Annotated in this window: 21 protein-coding genes; 13 read left to right on the top strand and 8 right to left on the bottom strand. The window is 72.9% G+C overall.

From position 1 onward, the window contains the following. Positions 1 to 52: 52 nt before the first annotated feature. Together rsgA and ACWDZ4_RS14855 are read right to left on the bottom strand one after the other, a co-directional pair. Positions 53 to 1,177, bottom strand: coding sequence for a ribosome small subunit-dependent GTPase A (gene rsgA / locus ACWDZ4_RS14860; protein WP_451508787.1), 1,125 nt, complete (start codon positions 1,175 to 1,177; stop codon positions 53 to 55). Between the two features lie 328 nt (positions 1,178 to 1,505). Beyond that, entirely contained in the window at positions 1,506 to 1,913 is a 408-nt protein-coding gene (locus ACWDZ4_RS14855) for an MFS transporter (protein ID WP_451508786.1), read from the bottom strand. Positions 1,914 to 2,588: 675 nt separating this feature from the next. Between ACWDZ4_RS14855 and ACWDZ4_RS14850 the strand changes: the two genes are divergently transcribed. Genes ACWDZ4_RS14850 through ACWDZ4_RS14840 form a run of 3 tightly spaced genes read left to right on the top strand, consistent with a single transcriptional unit; the run spans position 2,589 to position 4,748 of the window. Next, positions 2,589 to 3,311 carry an LmbU family transcriptional regulator gene (locus ACWDZ4_RS14850; RefSeq protein ID WP_451508785.1) on the top strand — a complete coding sequence of 241 codons (723 nt, stop codon included), beginning with the start codon at positions 2,589 to 2,591 and terminating at the stop codon, positions 3,309 to 3,311. Continuing rightward, positions 3,308 to 3,499, top strand: a complete 192-nt coding sequence (locus tag ACWDZ4_RS14845; RefSeq protein WP_451508784.1) for a ferredoxin — start codon at positions 3,308 to 3,310, stop codon at positions 3,497 to 3,499. The genes ACWDZ4_RS14850 and ACWDZ4_RS14845 overlap by 4 nt, the downstream gene beginning before the upstream one ends. Positions 3,500 to 3,509: 10 nt before the next feature. Beyond that, on the top strand, positions 3,510 to 4,748 hold the full coding sequence (locus tag ACWDZ4_RS14840) for an NAD(P)/FAD-dependent oxidoreductase (protein ID WP_451508783.1): 1,239 nt from the start codon (positions 3,510 to 3,512) through the stop codon (positions 4,746 to 4,748). 28 nt (positions 4,749 to 4,776) lie between these two features. On the opposite strand, the gene ACWDZ4_RS14835 is transcribed toward ACWDZ4_RS14840, so the two are convergent. After that, positions 4,777 to 5,241 carry an MSMEG_6728 family protein gene (locus tag ACWDZ4_RS14835; RefSeq protein WP_451508782.1) on the bottom strand — a complete coding sequence of 155 codons (465 nt, stop codon included), beginning with the start codon at positions 5,239 to 5,241 and terminating at the stop codon, positions 4,777 to 4,779. A gap of 287 nt (positions 5,242 to 5,528) precedes the next feature. After that, on the bottom strand, positions 5,529 to 6,563 hold the full coding sequence (locus ACWDZ4_RS14830; RefSeq protein ID WP_451508817.1) for an enoyl-CoA hydratase/isomerase family protein: 1,035 nt from the start codon (positions 6,561 to 6,563) through the stop codon (positions 5,529 to 5,531). Positions 6,564 to 6,821: 258 nt separating this feature from the next. On the opposite strand from ACWDZ4_RS14830, the gene tdh reads away from it, so the two are divergent. From tdh to ACWDZ4_RS14815, 3 genes are all read left to right on the top strand, one after another. Beyond that, complete coding sequence (tdh, locus tag ACWDZ4_RS14825; protein ID WP_451508781.1) at positions 6,822 to 7,850, top strand: L-threonine 3-dehydrogenase; 1,029 nt, start codon at positions 6,822 to 6,824, stop codon at positions 7,848 to 7,850. Between the two features lie 176 nt (positions 7,851 to 8,026). Next, positions 8,027 to 9,208, top strand: a complete 1,182-nt coding sequence (locus ACWDZ4_RS14820; protein WP_451508780.1) for a glycine C-acetyltransferase — start codon at positions 8,027 to 8,029, stop codon at positions 9,206 to 9,208. Next, the gene (locus ACWDZ4_RS14815; protein WP_451508779.1) at positions 9,205 to 10,122 is read left to right on the top strand and encodes a LysR family transcriptional regulator; all 918 of its coding nucleotides are present in this window, start codon (positions 9,205 to 9,207) and stop codon (positions 10,120 to 10,122) included. The genes ACWDZ4_RS14820 and ACWDZ4_RS14815 overlap by 4 nt, the downstream gene beginning before the upstream one ends. A gap of 39 nt (positions 10,123 to 10,161) precedes the next feature. Here the strand turns inward: ACWDZ4_RS14815 and ACWDZ4_RS14810 are convergent, their stop codons facing one another. Continuing rightward, a complete protein-coding gene (locus ACWDZ4_RS14810; protein ID WP_451508816.1) occupies positions 10,162 to 11,088 on the bottom strand; it encodes a slipin family protein in 927 nt (308 codons plus the stop codon). A gap of 168 nt (positions 11,089 to 11,256) precedes the next feature. On the opposite strand from ACWDZ4_RS14810, the gene rpmF reads away from it, so the two are divergent. The 3 genes from rpmF to ACWDZ4_RS14795 all read left to right on the top strand — a co-directional run bounded on the left by rpmF (position 11,257) and on the right by ACWDZ4_RS14795 (position 12,267). Further along, positions 11,257 to 11,427 carry a 50S ribosomal protein L32 gene (gene rpmF, locus ACWDZ4_RS14805; RefSeq protein ID WP_028814853.1) on the top strand — a complete coding sequence of 57 codons (171 nt, stop codon included), beginning with the start codon at positions 11,257 to 11,259 and terminating at the stop codon, positions 11,425 to 11,427. 5 nt (positions 11,428 to 11,432) lie between these two features. Continuing rightward, positions 11,433 to 11,648: a hypothetical protein gene (locus tag ACWDZ4_RS14800; protein WP_451508778.1), complete on the top strand. Its 216-nt coding sequence runs from the start codon at positions 11,433 to 11,435 to the stop codon at positions 11,646 to 11,648. A 223-nt stretch (positions 11,649 to 11,871) separates the two neighbouring features. Continuing rightward, positions 11,872 to 12,267, top strand: coding sequence for a VOC family protein (locus ACWDZ4_RS14795; protein WP_451508777.1), 396 nt, complete (start codon positions 11,872 to 11,874; stop codon positions 12,265 to 12,267). Here the strand turns inward: ACWDZ4_RS14795 and ACWDZ4_RS14790 are convergent. Then, positions 12,207 to 12,959, bottom strand: a complete 753-nt coding sequence (locus tag ACWDZ4_RS14790) for a helix-turn-helix domain-containing protein (RefSeq protein WP_451508776.1) — start codon at positions 12,957 to 12,959, stop codon at positions 12,207 to 12,209. The genes ACWDZ4_RS14795 and ACWDZ4_RS14790 overlap by 61 nt on opposite strands. A gap of 73 nt (positions 12,960 to 13,032) precedes the next feature. Further along, positions 13,033 to 14,238, bottom strand: coding sequence for a YihY/virulence factor BrkB family protein (locus ACWDZ4_RS14785; protein ID WP_451508775.1), 1,206 nt, complete (start codon positions 14,236 to 14,238; stop codon positions 13,033 to 13,035). Between the two features lie 17 nt (positions 14,239 to 14,255). On the opposite strand from ACWDZ4_RS14785, the gene ACWDZ4_RS14780 reads away from it, so the two are divergent. Further along, positions 14,256 to 15,890, top strand: coding sequence for an acyl-CoA dehydrogenase family protein (locus ACWDZ4_RS14780; protein ID WP_451508774.1), 1,635 nt, complete (start codon positions 14,256 to 14,258; stop codon positions 15,888 to 15,890). A gap of 251 nt (positions 15,891 to 16,141) precedes the next feature. Further along, on the top strand, positions 16,142 to 17,449 hold the full coding sequence (locus ACWDZ4_RS14775) for a GAF domain-containing protein (RefSeq protein ID WP_451508773.1): 1,308 nt from the start codon (positions 16,142 to 16,144) through the stop codon (positions 17,447 to 17,449). Between the two features lie 128 nt (positions 17,450 to 17,577). Here ACWDZ4_RS14775 and ACWDZ4_RS14770 read toward each other — a convergent pair whose 3' ends face one another. Then, the gene (locus tag ACWDZ4_RS14770; RefSeq protein ID WP_451508772.1) at positions 17,578 to 18,627 is read right to left on the bottom strand and encodes a M4 family metallopeptidase; all 1,050 of its coding nucleotides are present in this window, start codon (positions 18,625 to 18,627) and stop codon (positions 17,578 to 17,580) included. A 106-nt stretch (positions 18,628 to 18,733) separates the two neighbouring features. Between ACWDZ4_RS14770 and ACWDZ4_RS14765 the strand changes: the two genes are divergently transcribed. After that, positions 18,734 to 19,303 (top strand): GNAT family N-acetyltransferase, encoded by a 570-nt coding sequence (locus ACWDZ4_RS14765; protein WP_451508771.1) that lies wholly within the window; start codon positions 18,734 to 18,736, stop codon positions 19,301 to 19,303. A 142-nt stretch (positions 19,304 to 19,445) separates the two neighbouring features. Further along, the gene (locus ACWDZ4_RS14760) at positions 19,446 to 19,529 is read left to right on the top strand and encodes a putative leader peptide (RefSeq protein WP_425577386.1); all 84 of its coding nucleotides are present in this window, start codon (positions 19,446 to 19,448) and stop codon (positions 19,527 to 19,529) included. Positions 19,530 to 19,633: the final 104 nt, after the last annotated feature.

Here is a 19,633-nt window from a genome sequence, read left to right as displayed (position 1 = left end):
CGCTCCGCGCGACGGAGCCGCATGCCCCGGCGCCGCCCCGGCCACCTGCCGCCTACCGCCTGCCGCCGCCTCGCTTGGCCTCGGAGTTGGCCCGCCCCTGCGCTGACTTCAGCCGCCACTCGCGTCCGAGCTCCGCGCGCAGCCTCGCGTCGGTCTTGGCGACGATGCGCCGGTTCTCCCGCAGCAGTTTGCGGTAGCTCTCCAGCCTGCGCTCGGGCAGTGAGCCCTCCTCCAGCGCGGCCCGCACCGCGCAGCCCGGCTCCGTCTCGTGCGCGCAGTCGTGGAACCGGCACCGGGCCGCCAGCTCCTCGATCTCGGCGAAGACCTGCCCGACGCCGGTCCCGGCGTCCCACAGCCCCACGCCGCGCAGTCCGGGCGTATCGATGAGCACTCCCCCGCCGGGCAGGGCGAGGAGGTTGCGGGTGGTGGTGGTGTGCCGGCCCTTGCCGTCGATCTCACGGATGGCCCGCACCTCCATCACGTCCTCCCCCAGCAGGGCGTTGGCCAGCGTCGACTTCCCCGCGCCGGACACCCCGAGCAGCACGCTCGTACCGCCCGACACGACGGCGGTGAGCACGTCGATGCCGTCGCCCGTCGCGGAGCTGACGGGCAGCACCTGCACGCCGGGCGCGGCGGTCTCCACGTCCTCGACGAGGTACGAGAGCCCGGTGGCGTCCGGCACCAGGTCGGCCTTGGTCAGGACCACCAGCGGCTGGGCGCCCGACTCCCAGGCCAGGGCCAGGAACCGCTCGATCCGCCCGAGGTCGAGTTCGACGGCGAGCGAGACCGCGATGATCGCGTGGTCGACGTTGGCCGCGAGGATCTGCCCCTCGGACCGGGTGGACGAGGTGGAGCGTACGAACGCGGTGCGGCGCGGCAGGTACGCCCGTACGAACCGGGGGTCGCCGACGGGGTCGACGGCGGCCCAGTCACCGGTGCAGACGACCCGCAGCGGATCGTGCGGAGTCACATAGGTCGTGTCGGCGCGGACGACGCCGTCGGCGGTGAGGACGTCGCACTGGCCGCGGTCGACCCGTACGACACGGCCGGGCACCAGGCCCTGCGCGGCGTACGGGGCGAACTCCGCCTCCCACTCCTCGTCCCAGCCGTGGGAGGCAAGGGGGCGACGGGTGTCGGAGACGGAAGTGGAAGACGTGTGGAACGAAACGTCGGACAAGGGAGACCCTTCACAGGGTGGCCCCGGCAGCGCGCTCGGCGCGTGAGGAGAAGAGTGGGTGTCAGCCGGAGGCCACAGGGGTGGCAACGATGATGAACTCCTGAATGCGGGCCGTGCCCGTCACCGTGACAGTCATCAATGTCCTCACCTCCTGCTTCCTCTTCCTCAGCGAACCAGCACTGTCCCCTCGGGAACGGCACACGGCCGCACCCCGGAACGAGCAGAACCATAACCTCGCCCGAGAACGGGGCGCCAGTGATTAATGGCCGGTGAGTTCCCGCGGCTCGGGGCTCGCGGCTCGCGGCTCGGGCTCGGGGCTCGGGGCTCGTCAGGGGGTGACCACGATGTTGCCCACGAAGTTCTTCGCCATGAAGAACGCGCCGGACACCAGCAGCGCGGTGCCCCGGACGAACCCGCGCTCCTGGGAGTCGGCGCCGCGCTCGGAGGTGGTGAACGGGACGGTCAGCCGGATCCAGAGGGTGACCGCGGCCGCCAGTACCGAGAACACCGCCCAGGCCCAGCGCCACTGGTCCAGCAGCAGGAGTGCGATCGGCCCGGAGACCAGGACCCCGATGCCGGTGCCGGCGTTGACCACGCTCTGCGCGCGGTCCTGCGCGCCGGAGCGGACCCAGCGGCTCACTGCCGCCGCCATCGGTGGCGAGGCCAGTCCGGTGCTGGAGCCGGCGATGAGCACACCGGCCGCCAGAACGGGTGTGGAGGGTGCCAGCGCGACCATCGCGGTCCCCCCCGGTCGCCACGAGTCCGGCGGCCGTCGCGATCCGGCGGGCACCGACGCGCTCGGTGAGGACGAGGCTGAGCACGATCGCGAGGCAGTAGCCGATGCAGCTTCCGGAGCCAATGATTCCGGACACGGTGGGGGAGATGGTGAAGGTGTCCTGGAACTCGGGCGCGAACAGCCCGTAGGCGAACCGCGCGAATCCGTAGCAGATGCCGATGAGTGCGGTGCCCGCACACACCAGGCCCCAGCGGGCACCGGCGGCTTCCCGGTCCGGGGTGAGCATGGTCATCGCCGCACTCCCGTCTGGAGAAGAACTGTTCCGAACGCTCCTACCGGTCCTTGCTCAGCACCCAATACTTCGCGGCCTCCTCATCGATGCAGGGCCCGTTCCCCTCGCTCCTGAGCAGGCTGATCCGGGCCCCGCACACACCGTAAAGCGCAGGCCACTGAGCCTGTGTGGCCGACCGTCAGGTGTGCGGAAATGTCCCGCCGGCGGGACATTTCCGCCGCGCCCGCCTTCACCGCGGCGACGAGCCGTGTCCCCGTCCGGGCACCTCATTCCTCCGACGCGCCTGCCGGCGCAGCGGAAAACGTTCCACCACTCCGTTTGGTCTTCGGGACCGGGGGCAGCCGGTACTCCTGTCATGAGTCCGCCGGGGTGAGGAGTTGCCCATGCGCACCGCCAGGACGACCCGAGGCCGCGCTGCCACTCCCCCGGCGCGGTTACCCTCGGCCGGTGTCCCGCACAGAGGCACCGGCCAGGTGACCCCGGGCGGCCGGATAGTGACCACACGGATCGGCCTGCTCATGTCTTCCGATCTCAGCCTCGACGACTGGGCCACGGCCGGACGCAAGCTGGCCCGGAGGGCGGATTCGACGTCATGGTGTCTGGGCGACTGGCTCGCCCATGGCCAGTTGCGCTTCAGCGGCCGGTACCCACGCGCGGCCGCGGAGATCGGACTCGACACCCAGTCCCTGCGCAACTACGCCTGGCCGGCCCGCAGATTCGCGCACGAACGACGCCACCTCGGCCTGAGCCTCCAGCACCACGCCGAGGTGGCCTCGCTGCCCGTACCGGAACAGGACCGCCGGCTCGACCTCGCGGAGCGAGGGCGCTGGTCGCGCAACGAGCTGCGCCGCCGTATCCGCGAGACGCGGCGGAGGGCTGCGGCCGAGGCGCCGGCCGCCGATGCCGCCGAACCCTCCTATCTGCCACGGCTGCCGGTCGCGCTGGAGGAGCCGGCCCGGTGGCGGGAGGCGGCGGAACAGACGGCCACCGACTTCCACACCTGGGTCGTACAGACCCTGAACGCCGCGGCCCACGGCGAAACGCGCGACGGCGGTGGGCAGCACCCCGAACAGACCCGACTCGCTCCGACGGAGGAGAACCCGTGAAGATCGTCGTCAACTGGGACCGGTGTCAGGGCATAGGCGTGTGCGAATCGGTCTCTCCCGACAGGTTCGAGGTCGACCAGGACGGCCAGTTGGTCGTCAAGTCCGAGACCGTTTCGGAAGGGCAGGAGACGGAGGCGCGCGAGGCCGTCGCCTCGTGCCCCAACGAGGCGCTGTCCCTGGAGAGTTGAGGGGCCGGCGATGACCGGGACGCTGGTCGTGGTCGGAGGTTCACTGGCCGGGCTGCGGGCGGTCGAGGCCGTACGCGGCGACGGATGGCAGGGCTCGGTCGTCCTGGTGGGTGCGGAGGAGCATCTGCCGTACGACCGCCCGCCGCTGTCCAAGGGGTATCTCTCGGCTGCCGGGTGCGCCGATCCGACGTACCGTGACGAGCACAGGCTCACCCATGAGCTCGGGGTCGAGCTGATGCTCGGCACTCCGGCCTCCGGGCTCGACACCGGGGCGCGGACCGTGGCCGTCGGTGAGCGGGAGGTCGGCTACGACGCGCTGGTCCTCGCGACCGGCTCGTACGCCCGTGAGCTGCCCGGGACAGAAGGGCTCGGCGGCGTCTTCACCCTGCGCACCCTGGACGACGCGCGGGCGCTGCGGGCGGCGCTGCGCGCGGGCAGCCCGAGACTGACGGTGGTGGGCGGCGGGTTCATCGGCTCCGAACTGGCCTCCGCCGGACGCGCGCTCGGCCTCGACGTCACCCTCGTCGAGAGGTCCCCGACGCTGCTGGTGCGCGCGATCGGCGCCTCCATGGGCGAGGCCCTCACCCGGCTGCACGAACGCCGTGGCACCCGGGTGCTCACGGGGGTCCACGTCGAGGAGGTGCTGGGTGAGGGCCGCGTGCGGGCCGTGCGCCTCTCCGACGGCAGCGAGATCGAGACCGATGTGCTCGTGGCCGGGGTCGGCGCGGCGCCGTGCACCGGGTGGCTCGAAGGGTCGGGGCTGACCGTCGGCGACGGGGTGGTCGCCGACGCGACGCTCGCCGCCGCGCCGCGCGTCCATGTCGCGGGTGACATCGCCCGGTGGCCCAACGCGCTCTTCGACGACGTGCTCGACGGTCCGATGCGGCTGCAGCACTGGACCACCGCGGCGGAGCAGGGCGCGCGCGCCGCCCGCAACGCGGTCGCCCCGGAGCGGGCACGGCCGTACGAGACCGTCCCCTACTTCTGGTCGGACTGGTACTCCAGCCGGATCCAGTTCGCCGGGGTGTGCGGGGCCGACACGCACGAGGTGCACGTCGAGGTGGTCGCGGGCGATCCCGCCGACGGTGGCCCGTTCACCGCGCTCTACCGCGCGAACGACCGGATCATCGGCGCCCTCGCCGTGGACATGCGGGCCGAGGTGATGAAGTACCGGCGGCTGATCGGGCAGCGCGCCCGCTGGGCCACGGCCGTCGGGCTCGCCGAAACACGGCGGCGGAAGGCCGCGTAGGTGCCTGCCCCGCAACCCCGCCGCCGCTCTACGGGCGGTCCGAGCCCGGCCATACGTACGGCAGGTCGCCCGGCACGCCCGGGAAGCGGGCTTCGTAGAAGTCCGGATCCTTGCGCACCAGGGCCGACTGGTGGCTGCGGTGGAAGTCCGGGTCGCCCAGCCAGGGCGGCAGGTCGCCGTCCTCGGCGAGCCGGACCTGGAGGCGCACCGCCGTGCCGGGGCGGTGCGCGGCGAAGTCCGCCACCATGGTGGCCGCACAGGTGTCGCGGTGTCCCCGCGCCGTCCACAGGCGGCAGATTTCCAGGCCGTACCGGACCAGGGCCTCCTCGTAGCCGGCCCACATCCGTACCGCCGGATGCCGCGCCCAGCCGTACCCGGGGACGGTCAGGCCGCGCAGGACCTGGAGCGCCTCGACCCGTTGCTTGCCGAGCCGTCGCGCGTCCAGCACCGCGGCGGACGCCGAGAAATCGGAGAACGGCAGGAAGGTCTGCACGGGCCTCCTGTTCCGGTCTGTTCGCTGTGTTCCGGTCCTGTTCCGGCCCTGTTCCGGCCCACGGCCGGGCGTGGCGTGCCTGGCACTCCCCAGGATCTCAGAGCAGCCCCCCGAGGGCACAGCGGAACGCGGCCGTGCGTGCGGCCCGCACCGGGCTCACGGTCCGGGGGCGCGCTCAGCAGGCGCGGCCCACGATCCGCCACTGCGCGGGCCGGTTCCGCGTGTCGCGCGTGTGCGATCGCCGCGTGCGGGACGCCGATGCCCGCCGCCACCCGGACGTGCGCGGATTACGTACGGTCCGCCTCCTCCCGGAGCGGGGCGAAGAAGCGGGCCACGTCTGCGGCCGTGACCTCCGCGAGGGCGGGCGGCGACCAGCGCGGGGCGCGGTCCTTGTCGATCACCTGGGCCCGGATGCCCTCGACCAGGTCGGGGGAGGACAGCGCCGCGCACGAGACGCGGTACTCCTGCTCCAGGACCTGTTCCAGCGTGGCGGGTTCGCCGGCCCCGCGCAGCGCGGCCAGGGTGACCTTGAGCGCGACGGGCGACTTGGCGAGGATCGTCCCGGCGGTCTCCTTGGCCGCCGGTTCGCCGCAGGCGAGGAGCCGGTCCACGATCTCCTCGACCGCGTCTGCCGCGTAGCAGTGGTCGATCCAGTCGCGGTGCGCGGCCAGCCCGGCCTCCGGCGCGTGGTGGGCGTACTTCGACAGCACGTCCCGCGCCGGGTCCGTCGCGAGGGCCGCGAGGAGGGCGGGCAGGTGCTCCGCCGGTACGAAGTGGTCGGCGAGCCCGCACAGCAGCGCGTCCCCCGCACCCACCGCCGCCCCGGTGAGCGCCAGGTGCGTGCCGAGCAGGCCGGGGGCGCGCGACAGCAGCCAGGTGCCGCCGACGTCCGGCACGAAGCCGATGCCGGTCTCGGGCATGGCCACCCGGGAGCGTTCCGTGACGACGCGGACGCTGCCGTGGGCGGAGACCCCGACGCCGCCGCCCATCACGATGCCGTCCATGATCGCGACGTACGGCTTGGGGAAGCGGGCGATGTACGCGTTGAGCCGGTACTCGTCGCGCCAGAACGCCGCCGAGGCGCCGCCGCCGGTCCGGGCGTCCTCGTAGATCGACCGGATGTCCCCGCCCGCGCACAGACCGCGCTCCCCCGCCCCGGTGATCACCACGGTCGCGACCCCCGGGTCCCGCTCCCAGGCCGTGAGGGCCCCGGCGATCCGGTTCACCATGGCGTGGTTCAGGGCGTTGATGGCCCTGGGGCGGTTGAGCGTGAGGTACGCGGCGTGCCCTTCCGTGCGCAGGAGCACGGGGTCGTCGGTCACGGTCATCGGGGTTCCTTCCGGGGGTGGCGGGACCCGGGGGTCACGGACGGTCTTTTCTATACCGGCGCGGCTGCGGTTCGCCGGGCGGGCGGGTGCGCGGGTGCGCGGGCGGACGGTCACGTACCCGCGTGAAGCTGCGCTGTTGGCCCGGTTAAGAAATCCTCGATGGACCGCGGGGCCCCGGGGCGTCAGATTGGTACGCGTTCACGATCACCTCGTACCCGTGCCCCGTACCCCGTCCCGCCTGGAGCCGCAGCCATGAAGGCACTTGTCAAGCAGTACGCCGAGCCCGGGCTGTGGCTCGTGGACGTGCCGGAGCCGGAGACGGGCCCCGGTGATGTGCTCATCAAGGTGCTCCGTACCGGCATCTGCGGCACGGACCTGCACATCAGGTCCTGGGACGGCTGGGCCCGGCAGGCCGTCTCCACCCCGCTCGTCCTCGGTCACGAGTTCGTGGGCGAGGTCGCGGCCGTCGGCTCCGACGTCGCGGACATCGCGGTCGGCGACCTGGTGAGCGGCGAGGGCCACCTGGTCTGCGGGAAGTGCCGCAACTGCCTCGCGGGCCGCCGGCACCTGTGCCGCTCCACCGTCGGACTCGGTGTCGGACGCGACGGCGCCTTCGCCGAGTACGTCGCCCTGCCCGCGTCCAACGTGTGGGTGCACCGCACGAAGGTGGACCTGGACGTGGCCGCGATCTTCGACCCGTTCGGCAACGCCGTGCACACCGCGCTCTCGTTCCCGCTGGTGGGCGAGGACGTACTGATCACCGGTGCGGGCCCGATCGGCATCATGGCGGCGGCCGTCGCCCGGCACGCCGGTGCGCGCAACGTCGTGATCACCGATGTCAGCGAGTCCCGTCTGGAGATCGCCCGCAAGGCCGGCGCGACGCTCGCGCTCAATGTCGCGCGGTCGGACATCGCCGACGCGCAGCGGCAGCTGGGCCTCAAGGAGGGCTTCGACATCGGCCTGGAGATGTCGGGCCGGCCCGAGGCCATGCGCGACATGGTCGCCAACATGACGCACGGCGGGCGGATCGCGATGCTCGGCCTGCCGGCCGAGGAGTTCGCCGTCGACTGGTCGAGGATCGTCACGTCGATGATCACCGTCAAGGGGATCTACGGCCGTGAGATGTACGAGACGTGGTACGCCATGACGGTGCTGCTGGAGGGCGGCCTGGACCTCAGCCCGGTCATCACCGGCAGCTACGGCTACCAGGACTTCGACGCGGCCTTCGACGAGGCGGCGACCGCCCGCAGCGGCAAGATCATCCTCGACTGGACCGGCTGATCCACTGCGCGGGGCCGCTTCCCCGGCCCGCCCCTTCCCGCTGTGACACTTCGCGGCTCCGCCACGTGAGGGGCTCCCCCGCGTGAGGGGCTCCGCCCCGCACCCCGCTCCCCGACCTCCCAAGGGGCCGGAAGGTCCACCCCACCACCGCACCACCGCCAGGAGAGGCCCACCGCATGTACACCTCCGTCCGCGACGACCTCCGCACCACCCTCGACGAGATCCGCACCGCCGGTCTCTACAAGCCCGAGCGCGTCATCGGCACCCCCCAGAGCGCCTCCGTCTCCGTCCCCTCCGGCGAGGTGCTCAACTTCTGCGCCAACAACTACCTCGGTCTCGCCGACCACCCCGAGGTCGTCGCCGCCGCCAAGGACGCCCTGGACCGCTGGGGCTACGGCATGGCGTCCGTACGCTTCATCTGCGGCACCCAGGAGATCCACAAGGAGCTGGAGCAGCGCCTCTCCGCCTTCCTCGGCCAGGAGGACACGATCCTCTACTCCTCCTGCTTCGACGCCAACGGCGGCGTCTTCGAGACCCTCCTCGGCCCCGAGGACGCCGTCATCTCCGACGCCCTCAACCACGCCTCGATCATCGACGGCATCCGCCTCTCCAAGGCCCGGCGCCACCGCTACGCCAACCGCGACCTCGCCGACCTGGAGCAGCAGCTCAAGGACACCCAGGACGCCCGCCGCCGCCTCGTCGTCACCGACGGCGTCTTCTCGATGGACGGTTACGTCGCCCCGCTCGCCGAGATCTGCGACCTGGCCGACCGTTACGACGCCATGGTCATGGTCGACGACTCGCACGCCGTCGGCTTCGTCGGCCCCGAGGGCCGCGGCACCCCCGAGCTGCACGGCGTGATGGACCGCGTCGACATCGTCACCGGCACCCTCGGCAAGGCGCTCGGCGGCGCGTCCGGCGGTTACGTCGCGGCCCGCGCCGAGATCGTGGAGCTGCTGCGCCAGCGTTCGCGCCCGTACCTCTTCTCCAACTCCCTCGCCCCGGTGATCGCCGCCGCGTCGATCAAGGTCCTCGACCTGCTGGAGTCGGCGGGCGAGCTGCGCGAGCGCCTCGCCGCCAACACCGAGCTCTTCCGTACGAAGATGACCGAGGCCGGCTTCGAGATCCTCCCCGGTGACCACGCCATCGCGCCCGTCATGATCGGCGACGCGGCGGAGGCGGGCCGGATGGCCGAGCTGCTGCTGGAGCGCGGGGTGTACGTGATCGGCTTCTCGTACCCCGTCGTCCCGATGGGGGCGGCCCGCATCCGGGTCCAGCTCTCCGCCGCGCACTCCACCGCCGACGTCGAGCGGGCCGTGGCCGCCTTCGTCGACGCGCGGGCGACAATGGCGGGGTGATCGACCCCAGGCGACTGCGCATCCTGCGGGCCGTGGCGGACCACCGGACGGTGACCGCCGCGGCCGCCGCGCTGTATCTGACCCCCTCCGCCGTGTCCCAGCAGCTCGCCGCCCTGGAGCAGGAGACCGGCCACACCCTGCTGACCCGCAGCGGCAGGGGCGTACGGCTGACCGCGGCCGGCGACATCCTGCTGGCCCACACCCATGCCGTACTGGCGCAGCTGGAGCGGGCCGAGGCCGAGCTCGCGGCGTACGCGGGCGGGGCGGCCGGCGAGGTGCGGGTGGTGGGCTTCGCGACGGGGATCGCGGAGGTGCTCGCCCCGGCGATCGGCCGTCTCGCGGACCGCCACCCGAGTGTTCGCATACGGGTGCGGGACGCCGAGGGCGACGAGAGCCTGGCGCTGGTGCTGGACGGGGAGGTGGACGTCGCGCTGGCCGTCGAGTACCGGGGCGCGCCGCACGAGGACGACCGGCGCCTCGCGCGCGTGCCGCTCTACGCGGAGCCGTTCGACGCCGTGCTGCACGCGTCGCATCCGCTGGGCCAGGCCCCCGCGGTCTCGCTCGCGGAGCTGGCCGACAGCGACTGGATCGGTCCGTACCCCGGCAACCCCTGCCACGACGTGATGCTGCTGGCCTGCGAACTCGCCGGTTTCCAGCCGCGCCTCGTGCACTCCTCGGACGACTTCCGTGCGGTGGTGGCGCTGGCGGGCGCGGGGGCGGGGGTGGCGCTGGTACCGCGTTCGGCGCTGCGCGGGATGGAGCTGAAGGACACGGTGGTACGCCCGGTCGCGGGACCGGCGGCGACCCGCCGCGTGTTCGCCGCGGTGCGGCGGGGGGCGGAGCACCACCCTCTGATCAGGCCGGTCCTGGACGCCCTTGCCGCATCGGCGGCCGGCCTCTCCACCACCGGGTGACGCCCCGGTCGGATCGGCCGCCCACCGCCGGCCGGCCGCCTAGCCGGCCACCGCGGGCGGCCGCTCGGTCGTCAGGTCCGGCATCTCGTCCGCGAGCGGCAGCCGGGGCTCGCGCTGCGCCTCGGACTCGCGCTGCGGCTCGGACTCGGACCGGGCCCGGGGCTGCGCCTCGTCACGCGGCCGCTCCCGCGACGACGGCTCCTGCTGCGGCGCCGCCCGCTCCAGGAACCGGAGCAGCTCCACCGGGAACGGCAGCACCAGCGTCGAGTTCTTCTCGGCCGCGACCGCCACCACGGTCTGCAGCAGCCGCAGTTGCAGCGCCGCCGGCTGCTCGGACATGACCCCCGCCGCCTCCGACAGCTTCTTCGACGCCTGGAGCTCCGCGTCCGCGTTGATGACCCGCGCCCGCCGCTCCCGGTCCGCCTCCGCCTGCCGGGCCATCGACCGCTTCATCGTCTCCGGCAGCGAGACGTCCTTGATCTCCACCCGGTCGATCGACACGCCCCACCCGACCGCCGGGCTGTCGAGCATCAGCTCCAGCCCCTGGTTGAGTTTCTCCCGGTTGGACAGGAGATCGTCCAGTTCGCTCTTGCCGATGATCGACCGCAGCGAGGTCTGCGCCATCTGCGAGACCGCGAACCGGTAGTCCTCCACCCTCACCACGGCCTCGGCGGGGTCCACCACCTTGAAGTAGATCACCGCGTCCACCCGGACCGTGACGTTGTCCCTGGTGATGCCGTCCTGCGCGGGCACCGGCAGGGTCACGATCTGCAGGTTCACTTTCCGCATCCGGTCCACACCAGGAACGATCATGGTGAAGCCGGGACCGCGGACGCCCTTCCGGAGCCGCCCCAGGCGGAAGACCACACCCCGCTCGTACTGCCGCACCACCCTGGCCGCGGCCATCGTGTACAGCACACCGGCGGACAGCACCGCCGCCCCCGCCATCACCAGCTCATCGAGCATCACGACCCCCAAGGGTCCGACCCACGCCGCATCTTGTTGTCACGATACGCCCGCTTTTGCACACCGGTCGAGCCTCCGCAAACGGAACCTCAATTGAAAATGGAATCCATTTGCATATAGCGTTCGGTGACCGCGACCCGCGACCCCGTCCACACCAGGAGGCACCCCATGGCCGTACCCAAGCGGAAGATGTCCCGCAGCAACACCCGTCACCGGCGCGCCCAGTGGAAGGCCACCACGCCGCAGCTCGTCCCCGTCACCGTCGACGGCTCGGTGTACCGCGTGCCGCAGCGGCTGGCCAAGGCGTACGAGCGCGGGCTCCTGCGCCCCGAGGGCTGACCGGCATGCCCCTCCCGGCCCTCCCGCCCCTCCCGACCCACCACCGGCCCGACCGCCGCCCCGGCCGGCTGCCCGTGACCGTGCTCTCCGGCCTCGGCGAGGCGGGCGGCGAAGACGCCCCGGCCGACGACCCGTTCCCCGCCTGGGACACCTACGGGATCGACGACGCGTGCGCGCACGAGCCGCCGGTTCCCGTCACAGCGGCGCCGCCGGAGGCGTGACCGCGAAGCGGCAGCCGCCCTTCACGTTCCGTACGCCGGCCCGCCCCGCGCGGGCCCCGGCGATGCCGCGGACGATGGCGAGCCCGAGGCCCGCGCCCCGGGGGCGTACGGGCCTCGGCGCCGCGCCGGCCGGTGTCGGTGCGCATCCGGTCCACCGGCGCCCTGCCCACCGGTGTCCGATTCCTTCAAGAGCGGGGCCCGGCCGTCCGTCTACGTTGGGGCCATGACTCCACGACTCGACGCCGTCGCCATCGTGACCGCCGACATGGCCGCCTCGCTCGCCTTCTACCGTCTCCTCGGACTGGACGTCCCCGCCGGGGCCGACACCGCCCCGCACGCCGAGGCGACGCTGCCCGGCGGCCTGCGCGTGCTGTGGGACACCGAGGAGACCGTCCGCTCCTTCGATCCCGGCTGGACCAGGCCGGAGGAGGGCGGCGAGCGGGTCGCTCTCGCGTTCCTGTGCGACAGCCCGGCCGAGGTCGACGCGGTGTACGAGGCTCTGACCGCCGCCGGACACCGTGGGCACCTCAAGCCCTGGGACGCCGTCTGGGGACAGCGTTACGCGGTGGTGCTGGACCCCGACGGCTGCGGGGTCTCCCTGTTCGCCAACGCCGCGTAGGCGCCCAGCGTCGTCCCGGCCAGGTCGCGCATCTCGCGGGAGAGGTGCGCCTGGTCGGCGCAGCCCGCGGCGACGGCGGCGTCGGCGTACGGCACGCCGCCGCGCACGAGGGTCAGGGCGCGCTGGAGCCGGAGGATCCTGGCCAGCGTCTTGGGGCCGTACCCGAAGGCCGCCAGTGAGCGGCGGTGCAGTTGCCGGGCGCCGATCCCGGCGGCTTCGGCGGCCGCGGCGACGGTGCTGCCCGCGTCCAGCCGGCGGACGACGGCACGCAGCACCGGGTCGGGGGGCTCCGTGTCCGCCGCGTGCCGCAGGACCAGGTCCTCCAGCGCGGACGCCTGGTCGGCCGCGCCCGTGACCTGGCCGGTCAGGGCGCGTACCCGGGCCGCGGGCCACAGGTCGGCCAGGGCCACGCGCCGGTCGCGCAGCTCGTGCGCGGGTACGCCGAGGAACGCGGGCCCGGCGCCGGGTGCGAACCGCACCCCGTCGTAGCGGGTGCCCGCGCCGCCGGGGCCCTCGCCGGGCGCGTGGGCGCGGGTGTCGGGCCCCGCGACGTACAGCTTGCCCTCGGTCCACAGCAGGTCCATGCAGCCGTCCGGCAGGACGGGATACGCGGCAGTGGGAGCGGGAGCGGCGGGTGTGGTGCGGGTCCAGACGACGGAGCCGTCGAGCCGGGATGCGTGTTCCGCGTACATGCTCCCCAGGTTAGGGAGCCTTCTTTTCCCCTGCCCGCCCCCTTCCCCACAACCGGGACGGGCAGGGCACCGCCTACGGGCGCGGCTGCCCGCTCTCCCTGGTTTCCCGGGAGTCACGGGCGTCCCGCGCCTCCTGCGGCGGTTCCTTCGCGTCCTTGTCGCGGCCCGTGTGCAGGCGGGACTTCACGTCGTCCGGCGGCAGGAACCTCGACCAGCGCTCCGGGAATTCCGACGGCATGTCCGGGTCGGGTTCGTCCGTCTCGCCCGCCTCGTCCGCCGCCGCACGCGCCGCTTCCGCCCGCGCGACGACCGCCGCCGCCTGGGCCGCACGTACGCGGTCGTTGGCCTCGCGGGCCGCGGCCGTGGCGACCGAGGGCCAGACCCGGTCCATGGCGGCGTTGACCGCCGCGCCCACCAGGACCGCGAAGGCGCAGATGCAGATCCACAGGAGGACGGCGATGGGGGCGGCGAGGGAGCCGTAGATGGTCGGGCCCTCGACGGTGCTGGTCAGGTAGATCCGGAGCAGGAAGCTGCCGAGCACGCACATCGCGAGGGCCATCAGCGCGCCGGGGATGTCCTCGACCCACGGCGAACGGACGGGCACGGACACGTGGTAGAGCGTCGTGAGGAAGACGACGGACAGCACGATGACCACGGGCCAGTACAGGATGCTGACGACCTCCGTGCCGAACGGCACCAGGTCCACCACCCGGTCGGGGCCGACCACCATCAGCGGCAGCACCACCGCGCCGATCACCAGCGCGACGACGTACAGCAGGAAGGCGAGCAGCCGGGTCTTCACGATGCCGCGGTGGCCGTCGAGGCCGTACATCACCGTGATCGTCTCGATGAAGACGTTGACCGCACGCGATCCCGACCAGAGCGCGATGGCGAAACCGATGGAGATGATGTCGGGCCTGGCGCTCTGGGTGACGTCGTCGATGAGCGGTTTGGCGAAGTCGTTGACGCCCCGGTCGGACAGGACCGTTTCGGCGGCGGTCAGGATGTTGCGCTCGATGGACGCGACCGTGTCGGTGTTGGTCCAGTCGTCGACGTAACCGAGCAGGCCGATCATGCCGAGCAGCAGGGGCGGCAGGGACAGCAGGGTGAAGAAGGCCGCCTCGGCCGCGAGACCGAGGATGCGGTACTCGATGCACGAATTGACGGTGTCTTTCAGCAACAGCCAGGCCAGCTTGCGCATGGAGACGTTGCGGTAGAGGACCCTGGCCCGGTGAATCCGGCCGTGGGGCCGTTCGGGTGTTTCTTTTGCTGCCTGCACCTCCTTACCGTAGCGGCATGGCAGCGACCACACACACAGTGACCAACCAGGCTCCGCCGCTGGTGGAGTACGACGTCTTCAGCGCCGACCGGGCCCTGTCCGAGAGTGTGGAGCGGCATGTCGCCCCCGAACTCGCCGGGGAGGTACGGGAGGAGCTCGCGTGGCTCGGACGCACCGCGGGTTCCGCCCGGGTCCAGGAATGGGGGGTGCAGGCCAACGAGAATCCGCCGAAACTGCGGACGCACGACCGCTACGGCCATCGGATCGACGAGGTCGAGTACCACCCGGCCTGGCACCGGCTGCTGGACGAGGCCGTCGCGGCGGGGCTCACGGACGCCTGGGGGCGGCCCGGCGGGCATGTGCGGCGCGCGGCCGGTTTCCTGGTGTGGACGCAGGCGGAGGCGGGCCACGGCTGTCCCCTCTCCATGACGCACGCGGCGGTGCCGGCGCTGCGCGCCGACCCGGAGCTGGCCGCCGAGTGGGAGCCGCGGCTCACCTCTCATGTGTACGAGGAGGGGTTGCGGGAGCCGTCGCTCAAGGCCGGGGCGCTCCTCGGGATGGGCATGACGGAGAAGCAGGGCGGCAGCGACGTCCGGGCCAACACGACGAGCGCGCAGCCGCTGGCCGGGGAGGGCGAGTACCTGCTCACCGGGCACAAGTGGTTCTGTTCGGCGCCGATGAGCGACGGCTTCCTGGTGCTGGCGCAGGCGCCCGGCGGGCTGAGCTGCTTCCTGGTGCCGCGCGTCCTGGCCGACGGGACGCGCAACGTGTTCCGCATCCAGCGCCTGAAGGACAAGCTCGGCAACAGGTCGAACGCGTCGAGCGAGGTCGAGTTCGACGGGACGTGGGCGCGGCTGGTCGGCGAGGAGGGGCGCGGCGTGCGCACCATCATCGAGATGGTGGCCGCCACCCGGCTCGACTGCGTGGTCGGCTCGGCGGCGCTGATGCGCCAGTCCGTGGCGCAGGCCGCGCACCACGCGGCGTACCGCGGCGCGTTCGGCTCCAAGCTGATCGACAAGCCGCTGATGCGCAACGTACTGGCCGACCTGGCGCTGGAGTCGGAGGCGGCGACGACGCTCGCGATGCGGCTGGCGGCGGCGTACGACAGCGACACCGAGCAGGACCGGGCCTTCCTGCGGCTCGCGGTGCCCGCCGCCAAGTACTGGGTGACGAAACGGTGCACACCGGTCGCGGCGGAGGCGCTGGAGTGCCTGGGCGGCAACGGGTACGTCGAGGAGTCCGGCATGCCGCGGCTGCTCCGCGAGGCGCCGCTCAACTCGATCTGGGAGGGCTCGGGGAACGTACAGGCCCTGGACGCCCTGCGGGCGCTCCAGCGCGAGCCGCAGGCGCTCAACGCCTTCCTCACCGAGATCGGGCGGGCGCGCGGCGCCGATCACCGCCTCGACGCGGCGGTCAAGGACCTGCTGACCGAACTGGCCGACCTGGAGGGACTGGAGGGGCGGGCGCGCCGCGTCGTCGAGCGGATGGCGCTCGTGCTCCAGGGCTCGCTGCTGGTGCGGTGGGCTCCGCCGGAGGTCGCGGACGCCTTCTGCGCGTCGCGGCTCGGCGGGGACTGGGGCGCGGCGTTCGGCACGCTGCCGCACAGTCTCGGCCTCGCGTCGGTCGTGGAACGGGCGAGGGCGGAGGTATGACCCGGCGAGCCGCCGGGGGAACGACCCGCCGGGAGTAAGGAGCCGCCGGAGTGGTGCTGCGCCGACACGGCACCACCCCGGCTGAACCCCTCCAGCTTCGTACAGGCAAAGTCCGCGTACGAGAGTTGCAGATCGTTGCAATGTTTGTCCGGACTCGCGGACGCGCTCGCCGGCGGCGCGGCACGATGAGGGGTGTCCGCCTCCACCACCTCACACCCAGTGACCCTCACGTGAGCTACGGGGTACGCCCAGTGAAGACCGACCCTCTCGTCCCTCCCGGCCCGTCGCGGCCGAGCGCCCCGCACACCACCGGTCCGGCGCGGCTGCTGCACCGGGGACGGGCCGCCGCTCCCGTCGGCGGGGCGCCACGCGTCGCGCCGCGTCCCGTCATCGACGCGTCCTGGCAGCGCGTGATGCGTATCGGGATCGATCCGGACCGGGGCACCAGCAGCGAGCTCCTGCCGGCCGGCGAGCTGGAGCACCGGCGCCGGACCACCGCGCTCGGCGATCTGCTGCCCTCGCTCAGCCAGGGACTGGTCTCGGCGGTCCGGGCGTCGCAGCAGATGATGGTGGTGACCGACGAGGAAGGTCTGGTGCTGTGGCGTGACGGCGACCGTGCGGTGATGCGCTCGGCCGCCTCCATCTGTCTCGAGGAGGGCGCGGCCTGGAGCGAGGACACGGCGGGCACGAACGGCATCGGCACGGCGCTGGAGCTGCGCAGACCCGTCCAGGTGCACTCCGCCGAGCATTTCGTCCGTACGCTCCACAGCTGGACGTGCGCGGCGGCACCCGTGCACGATCCGCGGGACGGGCGGCTGCTCGGTGTCATCGACGTGAGCGGGGCCGATTCCACGTTCCACCCGGCCACGCTCGCCCTCGTGGAGTCCGTGGGCCGGCTCGCCGAGGCGGAGCTGCGCGAGCGGCACCTCAGGTCGGTCGAGCGCCTGCGGTCGGTGGCGGCGCCGGTCCTGTGCCGGGTGGGCGGCCGGGCGCTGGCGGTGGACTCGCACGGCTGGCTCGCGGCCGTGACCGGGATGCCGCCGGTCGACCGGCTTCCGCTGCCCAAGACGTTCCGGGCCGGACGCAGGTGGCTGCCTTCGCTGGGGATGTGCGGGGTGGAGCCGCTGCCCGGCGGCTGGCTGGTCCGGGTGGAGGAGGCGGCGTCGGGGCCCCAGGAGGACGCGGTCAACCGGGTCGTACTGGACCTGAGCAGCCGGCGGCGCTCCTCGGTGACCGTCTCGGGGGCGGCCGGGCGCTGGACGCATGAGCTCAGCCCCCGCCACGCGGAGCTGCTGTACGTGCTGAGTGTGCACCGGCAGGGGCGCAGCGCCGCCGAACTGGCGGCGGACCTGTTCGGCGACCGGACCCGGACGGTGACGGTACGGGCCGAAATGTCGCGGTTGCGGCGCCACTTGGCCCAGGTCCTCGCGCACCGCCCGTACCGCTTCGTGGACGAGGTGGACGTGGAGGTGGTCCACCCGGACCACCCGACGGACCTGCTGACGCACTCCACGGCGCCGGCGATCACGGCGGCGCGGCGGGTGCGGGACCCGGGGTAGGGGCGCTCCGCGGGTGTGTCCTCCATCGCCGGACGGGCCCGGATGCGGCCGCGCCCGATGTTCTCGGTGCGGCACGCTTCGGCCCGTCCGGCGTTCGAGGAGCGGGGACCGGGGCGGAGCCCCGGTCGCTAGACCCCCGGAATCTCGCGCGCCCGGAACGCGTCCCGCACCGCGGCCGCCGCCCGCTCGCCGTACATCTTCCGCGCCGTCGCGACCGTCGTCAGCGCCGCGTCCGTGAAGCTCGTGTCCGGCGCGAAGCCGAACTGCGCGTTCACGATGACGCGGTCGGCGGTGCGCGCGCCCAGCTCCGACCTGATGTCGAAGAGCGCGCGGGACCAGATCTGGCCGTCGGCGTGCACCTGGCCGACCCGGTCGCCGTACACCTTGTCGCCGTCGATCCGGCGCAGGCAGTGCGGAGCGGCCGCCGTGTAGGAGACCGCGTCCCAGTCCGCCACGCACGCCAGGTCCGCCTTCAGCGGCCAGCCGTACTCCGCGGCCGCGTGCGCGCCGACCGTGACGGCGAGGTAGTCGCCGAAGGCCTCGCCGATCGATCCGGCCTCCACCGACGTCCCGAAGCCGGGCACCTGGGCGTGGTGGACCGCGTGACCGTACTCGTGAACGACCACCTCGGCGTCCTCCGCGTCGTCGACACCGCCCTTGCCGAACCGGATCTCCGCCTTCTTGTCGGTGAAGAAGGAGTTGTCGGAGCCCCACTGGTTGATACGGATCGGCTGGGCGCGGTCGTTGGCGCCGGGCAGCTCGCCGCCGAAACCGAGGCCCTGGAGGTACTCCTGGGACTCGTTGACCCAGAAGTAGGCCATGACCTGCTCGAACTGGTCGTCGTGGCGGTCGTACGCACCGGCTTGCGCGGCCCTCGCGGAGGCCCCGGTGTCCGATCTCACGTAGGCCCACCTGCCGGACAGGCCGCCGCTCGCGTCGAGGTTGCGCAGCGCAGCCGTGGCGTAGGCGGAGGCGGGAACGGCGTCCGCGGAGTCCTTGGCGTCGGTCAGCGACTGGTCGTTCGACGACTGGACGGGGTTGACCATGAAGAGGCGGGCCTGCGGACCTGCGGAGGCCGCGGCGGAGGCCCCGGCGGAAGTGGTCAGGGCGGCCAGGGAGGCGAGAGCCGCGGTGAGGGTGGCCGCGGCGAACAGGCCGCGGTGTGTGCGACGGGGCATGGAACATCCTTCTGCCGAGGGATGCGGGGGGTGGCGTGGCGCGGCGCGATCATCCCGTAACGGCCCGGCTTTGGCCAGGGCGCGGGCGCGTGGTTCTCTGGGCCGCATGAGCACCGTCACCGTGACCACCTGGTCCCTGGAACAGACCTCGCCCGGCGATCTGCGGCCGGCCGCGGCGCCCCCGGGGGACATCCGGATCGTCCGGGCGGAGATCCCCTCCCCCGAGTTCAGCCGCTTCCTCTACACGGCGGTGGGCGGTGACATCAGCTGGTCCGACCGGCTCGGGATGACGTACGGGCAGTGGCAGGCGCTCCTGGACCGGCCCGGGGCCGAGACCTGGGTCGCGTACGAGAAGGGCACGCCGGCCGGGTACGTGGAACTGGACCCGCAGGACGAGGGCGTCGTCGAGATCATGTACTTCGGCCTGATCCCGGCCTTCCGGGGCCGGCGGATCGGCGGGCACCTGCTGTCGTACGGGGTGGCGCGCGCGTGGGATCTCGCGCAGCGGTGGCCCGACCGGCCGGAGACGAAGCGCGTGTGGCTGCACACGTGCAGCCTGGACGGGCCGCACGCCATGGACAATTACCTGCGCCGCGGGTTCCGGCTCTTCGCGACGGAGACCGCGGAGGAGGAGGAAGGGGACATGACCGGCGCATGGGGCCGAGGCCGCCCCTGAGCCCTCCGGCCCTCTCCCCCGGAGCTCTCCCGAGGAACCCCCCAGAGTGACCGACGACACATCGTCTCGCATTTCGGGACAGCATTGTCCACATGGTGGTCAGTGGTGGACTGGTCCAAGACCCGCGTGACACGCTTCCGTCATGTCCACAGCTGGAGTTGCCTTGGTGAGTCGGCGGCACGTCGACCTCGGCCGCATGTCCAGCGCCATCTGTCCGGTGGGCTGACAGCACAGCACCACCGCATTCTTCAGCCGTCCCCGCCGTCGCGGACGAACCGGCCGCCCCGATACGCACGTGAGCTCCGCCCACCCGGCGGCGCGCTCCGTTCT

It is taken from the genome of Streptomyces sp. NPDC003016 (assembly GCF_053591455.1).
Note: the sequence above shows the minus strand (reverse complement) of the source record. Positions and strands in the feature narration are given on the sequence as shown.